General features: G+C 49.7%; 8 protein-coding genes. 5 read left to right on the top strand and 3 right to left on the bottom strand.

Features of this window, described 5'->3' with window-relative positions; genetic code table 11:
- The first annotated feature begins 796 nt into the window (after positions 1-796).
- The 3 genes from AC5JMP_RS18465 to AC5JMP_RS18455 all read left to right on the top strand — a co-directional run bounded on the left by AC5JMP_RS18465 (position 797) and on the right by AC5JMP_RS18455 (position 4,235).
- On the top strand, positions 797-1,891 hold the full coding sequence (locus AC5JMP_RS18465; RefSeq protein WP_495852951.1) for a hypothetical protein: 1,095 nt from the start codon (positions 797-799) through the stop codon (positions 1,889-1,891).
- Between the two features lie 72 nt (positions 1,892-1,963).
- A complete protein-coding gene (locus AC5JMP_RS18460) occupies positions 1,964-2,959 on the top strand; it encodes a hypothetical protein (protein WP_495852950.1) in 996 nt (331 codons plus the stop codon).
- Between the two features lie 103 nt (positions 2,960-3,062).
- Positions 3,063-4,235: a type II asparaginase gene (locus tag AC5JMP_RS18455; protein ID WP_495852949.1), complete on the top strand. Its 1,173-nt coding sequence runs from the start codon at positions 3,063-3,065 to the stop codon at positions 4,233-4,235.
- Between the two features lie 223 nt (positions 4,236-4,458).
- On the opposite strand, the gene AC5JMP_RS18450 is transcribed toward AC5JMP_RS18455, so the two are convergent.
- Positions 4,459-5,826, bottom strand: a complete 1,368-nt coding sequence (locus tag AC5JMP_RS18450; RefSeq protein ID WP_495852966.1) for a chloride channel protein — start codon at positions 5,824-5,826, stop codon at positions 4,459-4,461.
- 272 nt (positions 5,827-6,098) lie between these two features.
- Here AC5JMP_RS18450 and AC5JMP_RS18445 point away from each other — a divergent pair, with 272 nt between their 5' ends.
- On the top strand, positions 6,099-6,323 hold the full coding sequence (locus AC5JMP_RS18445) for a hypothetical protein (RefSeq protein WP_495852948.1): 225 nt from the start codon (positions 6,099-6,101) through the stop codon (positions 6,321-6,323).
- A 73-nt stretch (positions 6,324-6,396) separates the two neighbouring features.
- Positions 6,397-9,207, top strand: a complete 2,811-nt coding sequence (gene secA, locus AC5JMP_RS18440) for a preprotein translocase subunit SecA (RefSeq protein ID WP_495852947.1) — start codon at positions 6,397-6,399, stop codon at positions 9,205-9,207.
- Between the two features lie 615 nt (positions 9,208-9,822).
- On the opposite strand, the gene AC5JMP_RS18435 is transcribed toward secA, so the two are convergent.
- The gene (locus tag AC5JMP_RS18435; RefSeq protein ID WP_495852965.1) at positions 9,823-11,229 is read right to left on the bottom strand and encodes a GTP-binding protein; all 1,407 of its coding nucleotides are present in this window, start codon (positions 11,227-11,229) and stop codon (positions 9,823-9,825) included.
- 119 nt (positions 11,230-11,348) lie between these two features.
- Positions 11,349-11,789 carry a hypothetical protein gene (locus tag AC5JMP_RS18430; RefSeq protein WP_495852946.1) on the bottom strand — a complete coding sequence of 147 codons (441 nt, stop codon included), beginning with the start codon at positions 11,787-11,789 and terminating at the stop codon, positions 11,349-11,351.
- Between the last annotated feature and the right edge of the window lie 384 nt (positions 11,790-12,173).

Here is a 12,173-nt window from a genome sequence, read left to right as displayed (position 1 = left end):
TGCTAACTGTGGTAGGGAGGCAAGAGGGTTTTTACTTCGCAGTCTTTACTTTGAAGTTTAGATTTTGGATCTTGGATAAAACCTAGAGTCTTTTAGGCAAATGAATCAGACCTCTTAGGCAAACACGAAGAGTAAACGGCTGAAATCCTCCTTTTTGATCTTTTTCGATCGAATTCATCCAAAATTCCTGGATTCAGAAATCTGATGGACGCAAGGTTAACACCGAAGTTTTTCGATCTCAAGAGATCAACTGATCCCATACGCGGGCGTTATAGCCGTTCTATACGTGGGTGTTACAGGTACAAACCATACGCGAAAGTTATAGGCTAAAGTCTTGACGCCCTCGCAAAAAACTGGGGTTGGAAGTGGAGCGCGCGATCGCCATCAGTCCCCAAAAAAATGATTGTGTAGCGATCGCTTCATCCTCTGCTAAAGTGATGCGACCCCTGAAGCGCTGAGGCAAATTTTGCAGGAAAAATTCGGGGACAATACGTGGGCGTTACAGGTAAAAACATCCGCCAAAGTTACAGGTAGATGGCGAAAAATCATACGTGGGCGTTACAGCCTTGCGACTACCTATAGCGTTCGGATGCACTCTTGACGAATTTCTAGCACCACATATAGTTATGTTTTGAAGCACAACACTACCTCTAGTGCATTCGATCGGTAGCCCTCAAAAGGTAATGATTTTTTATGGGGTGGGCTTTGCCCACCCCATAAAAAATCATTACCACCAGCACCCATTCAAGCTTTAAGAAAGATTTAATTGGACGCAGCAACTAGGAAACCAGGCAACATGGGACTTCACACGACGACTCGACAATCCGAAACTTTTCCAGTCGATGGTCATCTGCTCATGGTGTTGCCCAGAGCTGCCGCCTCGCTGAAAAATCCAGACATTCGGTTGCCCATCCTGCGATCGGATGAGAGCGGTTGCTACCTAGAGATGAAGGTGGAAGCAGATGCCAGGGAGACGAGCGAAGTTGCTATCACCCGCCGGGTGCCGCTAGACAACCTCTCCGCCGAGGAGTGGGAAGAGCTGAAGCAGGAATATGCCAAGCTTGACCTAAAAACCTGCACCGATCAGGGCATCAGCAATGGGCTGGAGAAAATTCAGGATCGCAAAATTCAGCGCTTGTTTATGGCGCTGCTGACCTTCCTCAATCCTCGTCAGGTGTCCATCGTCCTCTATCTCTACAGGCTTGCTGCTCGACAGGGCAATGGGGCGATTGTTTCTTTCCGCTCTAACGATTTGCTAGAAAGCCTAGGCTACACGCGCACTAAGGATGGGGGGTTTGCCTCGAAGCTGCGATCGCAACTCAACTGTGATCTGGTAGCGCTCCACCGAACCGAACTCGTGCTGGCGCAGTCTCTTCGCAAGGGCAACAGTATGGGCGCAAAGGTCATGATCAAGAGCGTCTTGCGAATCAAAGACTACGAAATCGACAACGTGCCGCGAGATTTTGACCTAGCTAAGGCGGCAGACTATACCTATGAGCTAGCAGATGCCTACACGGTGTCCTTAGAGTTTTTTGAAGGGCCAGGGCGAACAGGCGACTATGTGCTGTTTGCGGGTGATATGGATATTAGTCAACGGTTGGGCGGCAATACGCAGAGCGACTACAAAACAAAGCTGCTGATTTATCTAGCTAGCCGTATGAAATGGGATATCCCGCAAGAGGGGCAGTACCTCGTCATTTCTAAGCAATTCCTATTCAAAAATCTCAATCTTTTAGGCAGCAATTCTTCTCGAAATAATCAAATCTTTTGGCGCACTGTGGAAGAGCTGCGGCAGGAAGGCTACATCTTGGGTGCGCAAGAATTGCCGGGTAAAAAGAGAATATCCAGCATTCAGTTTCAAATTAATTCTGAAAAAATCCGCTGCAACTGATGGCTCACTCATGGCTCACTAATGATATTGTGGCGATCGCCCATTGAATAGTTCTCGTCATATCTAGAAAAAATGTCTAGAAAAAAGATTGCAGTTGTGTGTCTATTGGCGATTATTGCGGCCGCAATTATTCTGCATATAGAGCTATGGGCTTACAACACCGAAGGTAGAAAAGACATTTACTATCTTTGGCAAGATAGTCGGCGCCTCTTGGCGGGAGAAAATCCCTATGCCAGAATTTTGTCGGGAAACCTAGCGGAGAACAAAAAGTATCCTACCTACTTCCCTGTATTCTGCTTGCTCTCCTACCTGACTCATCTGCTAGGATTACGAGACTATCCATCCTGGATTTACTTCTGGCGATATATCTTTTTAATCTTTAATCTCGGTATCGGCTCTCTGCTCTTCTATATTTTTTATCGTCAGCAGCGCTTTGTACTTGCGGTATTTTCAGCTTGCTTTTGGTTGTTTGGTCGATGGACAATGTATGTCACCAGAGTCTCCCAAATAGACTTTATTCCCATCTTCTTTTTACTCCTATCGCTGTTTCTATTGCGGCGGCATAAGTGGACTGCACTGCTGCTATTTAGCCTCTCCCTTGGCGTGAAGCAAATTGCTGTCTTTCTGGTACCTATTTACCTGATTTGGATGTGGCGATCGGCTGAGCAAGACAGGGCTAAGACTGTCCTACTCGCTGCTGCCGTCATTATTAGCATTCCGCTCATCACCTCTCTACCTTTTCTAGTTTGGAATGCAGAGAGCTTCATCAAATCAATTCTATTTTCCGCAGTTCGAGAAGGCGATGATAGCTTCGGTTCGCCGAGCCTATTTAAAGACACGGTAGGTCTTCGACTGTTGCCGATGCTGATTTTGACTACTTTAATTTGCGTCGGCGTGATCCGTCGGCAAGTCGGCATATACACCAGCGCGTTGCTGACGCTCTCTGTCTTCGTCAACTTCAATGCAGTGCTGTTTACCCAATACTTTTGCTGGATTGTGCCCTTCGTGCCGTTAGCCGTCAGCGATTTTCTCGATCGCAATTCTCAAGACCTGCCCAAACCCCTATGAAGCCATAACGAGGGACAAAGGTTTCTAAAAATACCAAGTGAAATAAAACTCTGGTCTATGCTTGCTTTTTCCTTCCAGAGATTAAACCAATTTCAGGGTATTTATGAGAAAAAAGCCTTTTGTTCCGGCAGTACTGGCAGTGCTGACCCTCAGTATTTTGATGCTCATGCCCATGATGGCATCTCGATCGCAGTCTGCCCCTCAAGTCGCGCCTGCTCCAGCCATTGCTCAGTCTCCCGCGCCCGCCAGCACCCCCGCCGCATCACCCAGCCCCCTCAACGCTAGCTTGCCCAATGTGGTGCTCCTAGCCACCGGAGGAACGATCGCTGGAACAGGGGCAACCTCCACAACAACCGTTGGCTACCAGGCGGCAACGCTGCCCGTCGAAAGCCTGATCTCAGCTGTGCCAGAGCTAAAAAATATCGCCAACATCACAGGTGAACAGGTATTGCAAATTGCCAGCGAAAATATGACCGTTGAAGGTCTGCTGAAAATTGCCAAGCGCGTCAATGAGCTTCTGGCTCAGCCGGAGGTGAACGGGATCGTGATCACCCACGGGACAGACACTTTAGAAGAGACTGCCTATTTTCTCAACCTAGTGACCAAGAGCGAGAAGCCCGTCGTGGTAGTAGGAGCTATGCGACCCGCGACGGCTCTTAGCGCTGATGGTCCTTTGAATTTATACAACGCAGTGGCGATCGCAGGCAGTCCAGAAGCGATCGGAAAAGGCGTGTTTGTTCTCCTTAACGACCAAATTTCGGCAGCGCGCGAAGTGACAAAAACCAACACGACTAGCCTCAATACGTTTCAGGCTCACGATGTGGGCTACTTGGGCTACGTTCAGCTAGGCAAACCCTACTTCTACCGTCTGCCCATTCGCAAACATACGGTGGCAACTCCCTTTGAAGTCGGCACACTCACTGCGCTGCCCCAGGTTGACATCATCTATGGATATGGCAGCAACCGCCCCGCTATGCTCAATGCGGCGATCGCTGATGGAGCCAAAGGCATTGTCTACGCCGGAGTTGGAAATGGCAGTATTTCCGTACAGCTAGAGCCAGCAGTGATTGCAGCCAGCAAAAAAGGAATCATTATTGCCCGGAGTTCTCGGACAGGAGCGGGGAGAGTTGTGCGAAATGGAGAAGAGAAAGACGACGAAAACGGCTTCATTGTTACGGATAACCTGACTCCTCAGAAAGCCCGCCTCCTGCTCATGCTGGGTTTGACCCTGACAAGCGATCCGCAAGAACTCCAGGAGATGTTTGATACCTATTAAGGATCATAGGTTGATTAACTTGCAATAGTTTTTTGGGCATTGCTGAATCTGGGTTTTATTTTTTACACGATCCTAAGCGCCTATCTAATAGAGATCTGAGCCATGATTCTGCAAGGGTTTTTTGGCAACCGCCTTGGCGGTTAAGACAGGGATCTTTAGGGTGGGGCGCGAAGCGCCCCACCCTAAAGATCCCAAGCAAACGGGTGATAGCTATAGTAGGCAGCTATGCCTGTTTAGGCACACCGAAATTGATGGCTGGACGATCGTCATTTCCAAGCTGAGAGCCTCCACCAAGCACCGTACGCGATCGCTGAGTTTTGATCAGCGAAACCTGAGTGGTGAGCAGGAAACTCGTAAAGCTAGCAATCACAATCACAGGCACCATAGAAGTGTCTGCAATGACGCTAAGAATGACAGTCGTGCTAACAGGAGTTTTGGTAATCGCCACATTTACTGCTGCCATTAAGCAAACCATGCCGATCGTCGGATGGATTTGCGGAAATCCCAGGGAAATTGCCAAGCCCACGACCGAACCAATGTAGAAGAGCGGAAAAATGAAGCCGCCCCGAAAGCCAGAATGCAACGTGCAGCTGATCGCCAGCATTTTTGCTAGACCAATCATCAGCAATAGCGCAATGCCATAGGCTGCACCTTGTTCAATCACAGTATCAATTTGCTTTTCACCAAAAAATAAAGTCTGCGGAAAGACTAGCGCAATGAGACCGATCGATAAACCGCCCAAAGTTGCCAACAAAATAGTCTGATGGTGCAGCGGTTCAGTGAGGTAGCCCACCACTCGAAAGATCAGCACAAACAGCAGCGCCACCGCAGCGCCAACGGCTCCCAAGATCGCTCCTTCCAGTAGATTCACAAGAGTCAGGGTTGGAATTGACTCAAAGTGATACATACCGCCGATCGACAGCCCCGTACTAAAGCGAAACACCGTAAAGCTCAAAATGGCAGACAGTACGGCTGGGATAATGGCTTCATAGTATTCCAATCCGCGTCGATGGGGAAGTTCCAGCGCAAATAGCGCCCCGCCCAACGGTGCTCCAAAGAATGCCCCTAGCGCCGCACTCATGCCGCAAAACGTGAGAATACGAACTGTTGGCAGCGACAGGTTTAACTTCGAGCCTAGCCACCCGCCAATGCTGCCATTCACCTGCACTAGCGGTGCTTCTGGCCCGGCGCTTCCACCTGCGACGATCGAGAAGAGTGAGGCTACAATCATTGCCGGAGTCTGCTTCATATCAATGCGTCCAGGGTCATGCACCTTGTCCACAACAAAGGCAACCTCTCCAGGCAATCCCATGAAATAGAGCGATAATCCTACCAGCAGCCCGCCAATCGATGCGGCAATCCAGACATAGTTTTCTATTAGAAACTCATTAGGAAACTGGACTTGTAGCATCTCTGGTATCTGATGCCAAATGAGGTGCATTGAGCTTTCCAGCAGATAATAGTAAGCAGTCGCAACGGCTCCCCCGATCATGCCGATTGCCGCTGCCCAGAAGATGACTTGAGCATAGGTCAGATCATCTACCACTGGAGCCACAGCCACTAAAACTAGGTCATCTGTTTCCTCAACCATGGACGGATCTTGAGACGTTAACGACATGGCATTCTCCTAGAAATGTGGCAAGGCAAAGGGAATAAAGCGAAATGCGATGTGCGTGGGCTTGCTCGCGGTCTTTCCCAACGAATGACCCGATTCCAATCACAAACTCTATGACTCCTACAAAAAACTATGGCGAGGTGCGCCACCCTATGAGATTGACGGCTTGCATCTCTACTTGCATCTCAAGCTATCGGCAGTCGCTTTCTAGATTTGTGGGGTAGATTACAAAAACGGTAGAGTCATTGATGAATTGCATAGAAGCGATACAGTTCTTGCAACGCTTCAAGAACCTGTGTAGAAATCTGGTGCAGCTTGCCGATCGCCCTGCTGTAGCAACTGCCGAGGCGGTTAGGACAGGGAAGTTTTTAGTGGGGTGCCCCACTAAAAACTTCCTAAGCAAACTGGCGATAGCCAGAACAGGTACGGGAAACCGCGATCGCTGCATTACGCCCATCCTTCAGACCAAGTGATAGGATGTAATGTATATCCGGACTCATTCTTCCCGATTTTAGTCTCTCTCTTTTGCACGGTCTTTCCTTAACCATGTTAAAAACTCTGCTGGGCGATCCCAACGCACGTAAGCTCAAGAAATACAAAAACGACATCAGCGAGATCAAGCTGCTTGAGGAAGATATTCAAGTCCTCACAGACGATCAGCTTGCGGGCAAGACGGCGGAATTTAAGCAGCGGATTGAGAAAGGCGAATCGCTGGACGACCTTCTCCCCGAAGCTTTTGCCGTGGTGCGAGAGGCAGCCAAACGGGTTTTGGGATTGCGCCACTTTGAGGTACAGCTCATTGGCGGCATGGTGCTGCACAACGGTCAGATTGCCGAAATGAAGACGGGTGAGGGCAAGACCTTGGTTTCGACTTTGCCAGCCTACCTGAACGCACTGTCTGGCAAAGGTGTGCACGTGGTCACGGTGAATGATTACCTGGCGCGGCGAGATGCCGAATGGATGGGACAAGTCCACCGCTTCTTGGGCCTGAGCGTTGGCTTGATTCAGCAGGGTATGGCTCCCCAAGAGCGTCAAAAAAACTACGCTTGCGACATCACTTACAGCACGAACAGCGAACTTGGCTTTGACTATTTGCGCGACAACATGGCAACCGCTATGGCAGACGTGGTGCAGCGCCCGTTTAATTACTGCGTTATTGACGAAGTTGACTCTGTGCTGATCGACGAGGCGCGTACGCCCCTGATCATCTCTGGTCAAGTCGATCGCCCCAGTGAAAAATATACTCGCGCTGCCGAAATTGCCAACGCTCTGACTAGGAAAGAAGATGAGGACGATCCGGACGGGCATTACGAAGTAGACGAGAAGCAGCGCAACGTCATCCTAGCGGATGAGGGCTTCATTGCCGCAGAGGATTTTCTAGGCGTAAAGGATCTGTTTGATCCTGAAGATCCGTGGGCGCACTACATTTTCAATGCAATTAAGGCAAAAGAGCTGTTCAAAAAAGATACGAGCTATATCGTCCGCAACGACGAGATCGTGATTGTAGATGAGTTTACAGGACGGGTAATGCCCGGTCGGCGCTGGAGTGATGGACTTCATCAGGCGATCGAAGCTAAAGAAGGGGTGGAGATTCAGCCCGAAACCCAAACGCTTGCTGCCATTACGTACCAAAACTTTTTCCTGCTCTATCCCAAACTGGCAGGTATGACGGGAACGGCAAAAACGGAAGAGTCAGAATTTGAGAAGATCTACAAGCTGGAAGTGACGATTATCCCTACCAATCGTGTGACGGGTCGAACCGACCTGTCCGATATGGTGTACAAGAACGAGGCGGGCAAGTGGCGAGCGATCGCTCAAGAATGCGCTGAGATGCATGAGTCGGGTCGCCCTGTATTGGTCGGCACTACCAGCGTCGAGAAGTCCGAGGTACTGTCTCGGCTGCTGAGCGATTTGCAAGTGCCCCACAACCTGCTCAACGCTAAGCCGGAAAACGTGGAGCGTGAATCAGAAATTATCGCGCAAGCCGGACGCAAAGGGGCTGTGACGATCGCCACGAATATGGCAGGTCGCGGGACAGACATCATTTTGGGTGGTAACGCCGAGTATATGGCGCGGCTGAAAGTACGGGAGTTCTTCATGCCCCGACTGACTCAGCCCGAAGACGAGGACAATTTTTCGATTACGAAAGTCTTGGAGGGTAGCGGTCGCAGCGGTGGTCAGGGCTTCAAGCCAGCCGCTAAGGTAAAAACTTGGCGTGCCTCACCCCAAATCTTCCCGACTGAGCTACCCAAAGACTTAGAGAAAAAGCTGAAGGAAGCAGTCGAGTTTGCCGTGCAGCAGTATGGCGAGCGATCGCTCCCAGAATTAGAAGCAGAAGATCGGATTGCAACGGCCGCCGAGAAGGCTCCGGTAGAAGATCTGGCGATTCTGAAACTGCGGGAAGTCTACAACTTAATCCGTCATGAGTACGAACAGTTTACCAACACTGAGCATGATGAAGTGGTGGGTCTAGGCGGTCTGCATGTGATTGGTACTGAGCGTCATGAATCTCGCCGCATTGACAACCAGCTTCGTGGACGCGCCGGACGGCAAGGTGACCCTGGCTCGACCCGCTTTTTCTTAAGCCTGGAAGACAACTTGCTGCGGATTTTTGGCGGCGATCGCGTTGCAGGCATGATGACGATGTTCCGCGTCGAAGAAGATATGCCGATCGAGTCGGGAATGCTGACGCGATCGCTGGAAGGCGCTCAGAAGAAAGTCGAAACCTACTACTACGACATCCGCAAACAGGTGTTTGAGTACGACGAGGTGATGAACAATCAGCGACGCGCCATCTATGCCGAGCGGTTCCGTGTTCTAGAAGGGTTTGACTTGAAGGAGCAGGTGATTAAGTACATCGAGAGAACGATGGATGAAATCATTGATGCCTATATCAACCCTGATTTGCCTTCGGAAGAATGGGAACTTGATAAGGTGGTAGGCAAAGTAAAAGAATTTATTTACTTACTGGCCGATCTGGAGCCGGAGCAGTTAGCCGATCTGTCGGTGGGTGAAATCAAGACCTTCCTGCATGAGCAGGCACGGATTGCCTACGACATCAAGGAAGCTCAGATTGATCAGGCTCAGCCCGGTCTGACGCGGCAAGCCGAGCGCTTCTTTACGCTGCAACAAATCGACACCCTGTGGCGAGAACATTTGCAGCAAATGGAAGGACTGCGAGAGTCGATCGGTCTGCGGGGCTATGGTCAGAAAGATCCGCTGGTGGAATATAAGAGTGAAGGTTATGAACTCTTTTTAGAGATGATGACCAATATCCGCCGCAATGTCGTCTACTCACTATTCCAGTTCCAGCCACAGCCGCAGCCTGTGGTGCAGTCTTCCTCTGGGGTGAGCTAGATCGAATTTTCCGGTAAGCTCTATGTTCAGTAAAAGCGCTGCTCTTTGGGCGGCGCTTTTACTGAACATAGAGTTCCAGATTCTCCTGAGATGAGTGCCAGAATCGTGCAACGCTAATCCGTTTCTTTGCTTCTTCAACTCGATACACAATAGATAGGGTTTGAGAATAACCTGTCGAATATTAGAGCTATTCCTTAGTTTTGCTAAGCAACTTTTGCCCTAACTTCCTGGCTGCCTCTGGATTAGTGAGTGATACCGATTTAAACGAATTTGTGGGCACATCGAACCTCAGAAGGGGGTTGGCATTGCCAAGCCCGTACCGGGTGTCGCGGTTCCAATTCAAATTGGTATGAGATATATCGAACAATTGCCTCCAAATCTTCCAACTGCTTTTGGAGATAAGATTATGGTGCAGTCCATGCTGTAATCATCTGCTTTACGGATTTGATCGATATGCCTTGTCCCTGATCGATCTCATCCAGACCTTCTTTCACCGCTGCAATAAACTCGATCTCTCGCAAAATTTCGCGCAAAGATACAGTGGCAGGTAAACGATTTAAAAGAGCATGCACATCTTAGCCTATTCCTAATGAAGTGCAGCCCCGATCGCCGCTTCTACCGCTCACCCTCCAACTCCCGACGCAGCCGATGAATCGCAGTGTTGGAATCCGATTGCTCTAAAATTTCTTGAATCACAGTATTTGCGCCCTGCTCTCCCCAAGTGCAGCCTTGCTCCAAGTAAACTTGCGCTGCTTTGCCTACGCGATAGGAGCCATACCCTGCCATGCTTGCCTGAGCGATCGCCGTCGTTGAGTAAGTTGCCAAGCCTGAAACGCTGTCGAATGGAATTGCCAGCACTGAAGCGCTCTTACCAAAGCCCAGAAGCAGCCCCGTTCCCACCTCGCTGAGCAGCAGTCCGCCTGAGCTAAACAGAATCGACTTTAGTAAACTTTCGGCTTCGTGTCGTGTCATGGGCAGTCCGTAGAGCCTTGCCAATGCGCGAATCATCACTAGGTCTGTAATAGCTCCGCCCAATAGATCTAGAACGGCAAACGGGTTGGCGGCAATGGCGATCGCCTTCCAGCGGGCAAACTTCCAGATCAGATCTTCGGCATCCTCGCGTTGCAGCTTCACCACTTTACGGGCGATCGCCCCTTCGCTGTCTCTTGCCTGACGGAGCGCATTCAGTGCCAGTAGAGATCTTCCTTCGCGATCGAGGATTTCTAACAGCTTATTTTTTAATTCCTCTACCTGCGGCGGTGGTGACTCCTGTTCATAAGTTACCCGTCCATCTGCCCATTCCACTCGCACTTCCACAGGAGCAGGTTCAGCTGCCACCAGCACAATGTCTTCAGGGGTCAAGAAGGGCTTGCCCTCGCCTTCATGGGCAAACCGGGCTTGCAGCTTACGATAAACAGTCTGCCGATCCTGATTGGGGTAGAGATCAATTTTGTTGAACACCAAAATCATGGGCTTGTGGGCAGTTTGTAGCTCCCTCAACGCCTCATATTCAGTGCGGGTAATGTCTCCTGAAATGATATATAGGATCAGATCGGCTTGGTCTACGACTTCTCGCGCCATTTGTGCCCGGAGTTCGCCGCCTACTTCATCCAGTCCCGGTGTGTCAATTAGCTCAGCCTTGGCTTGCCCCTCCGCTGACCAGTAGACCGATCGCGGGTATTGCGTTACGCCGTTAAGCGGCCCCGTTTGTAGCAGCTTTTGCCCCAGCAGGGCGTTGACCACGGCAGATTTTCCTCGACTCACCAAACCGAACACGGCAATCCGAATTAAGCCCTGGTCTAGCTTGTCTAGAGAGGTGGAGAGACGATCGAGATCGGTTCTCATAGCCGCCTGTAGCTCAGTTGAATCCGGGTTACGTCGCCGCATCCGGGTTTGATGAGTGTAGCGGCTGATCGCCTGCTTCAGGCTGATTTTGGCACGGTTGAAATGAATTTCAGGCAAACTCGATCGCACCAATCCAGCGGCGGAAGGAGTGTCAAGATTCGATCGATCAGGTGGGATTGAATTCAAGGGGCGATCGGGCAACTCGTTGTAATCCTATTTTGACCGTTATTTGCAGCGCTCCCTAGCAGGATGTCCGTACTCTCAGCTTACGGTTTTGCGCATACAGAATCTCCAGCCTAGGTCCTTGCTACTGTTGCAATAAGTCCCGCAATCAAAATAACTGCAAAAGTAACCAGTAGAGCTATAGCCAACCAATATTGCAAGTTATAAAGCTTACGCAGCTCTCCTAATGCCCCCAAGATGTTTTCGATATCAGAGCCTGTGGTAGTCACGACGCGTTTGAAAGATTGGGCAGCATTCCGTATCCACAGACCCGTAATTAATAGAAACAACCCCTGAAGAAAAGAGCTGAAATCTAAGGCGATCCCCCCTTGACCCGAAGCACCTCCTTGACCTACTGCACCGCTCCCAAACCCAGGTATGAAGAGAGATGCAATACCAAGAATCAGGCTTAATACTCCCCCTACGATCGTCAAGATCCCGACAAAATTCATCTTTTTGCCGAGGTCGCCGATTAGCTCATTCTGACTGCTGGTAAACTCATATCCCTGTATCATGGCGCACTCCTTACTGATGGTTGGACGATATTAGCAATGAAAGCGATGCTTAACTAAACTAAGTAGTCAGGACGAATTAAGAAAATAGGTTATAAGGTTCTCATTTTAGAAATTAGCTTTAGACAATTGTGACTCATTTTGGGTCTTTGAACAGCGTGCTCCAGAGCACCTACCTCGAAAAATAAGTAAATTCTTCTAAAAGCAGTGATTTTATTCAAGACTATGACAGATTAAATTTCGGTGTTGCTGATTCTAGAGATTAACTTCCATCGAAGTTAGTTTTATTAGAACAAAGTGAGTGTTAATTACAAAATTGCTGGAGGGTTGAACCAGGGCAAACGCATCTTAAATTTCATTGACATCTAAAAGCAGGATCGAGGTTTC

The sequence above is a fragment of the Drouetiella sp. genome (assembly GCF_059504425.1).
The sequence above is the reverse complement of the archived record's forward strand: the minus strand, read 5'-3'. Positions and strand labels throughout refer to the sequence as shown.

Bases quoted from the DNA above. Each gene is read 5' to 3' on its own strand.
- AC5JMP_RS18450 (WP_495852966.1), bottom strand. From the start codon at position 5,826: ATGGTTGAGGAAACAGATGACCTAGTTTTAGTGGCTGTGGCTCCAGTG.
- AC5JMP_RS18460 (WP_495852950.1), top strand. From the start codon at position 1,964: ATGTCTAGAAAAAAGATTGCAGTTGTGTGTCTATTGGCGATTATTGCG.
- AC5JMP_RS18445 (WP_495852948.1), top strand. From the start codon at position 6,099: ATGAATTGCATAGAAGCGATACAGTTCTTGCAACGCTTCAAGAACCTG.
- AC5JMP_RS18430 (WP_495852946.1), bottom strand. From the start codon at position 11,789: ATGATACAGGGATATGAGTTTACCAGCAGTCAGAATGAGCTAATCGGC.
- secA (WP_495852947.1), top strand. From the start codon at position 6,397: ATGTTAAAAACTCTGCTGGGCGATCCCAACGCACGTAAGCTCAAGAAA.
- AC5JMP_RS18455 (WP_495852949.1), top strand. From the start codon at position 3,063: ATGAGAAAAAAGCCTTTTGTTCCGGCAGTACTGGCAGTGCTGACCCTC.
- AC5JMP_RS18465 (WP_495852951.1), top strand. From the start codon at position 797: ATGGGACTTCACACGACGACTCGACAATCCGAAACTTTTCCAGTCGAT.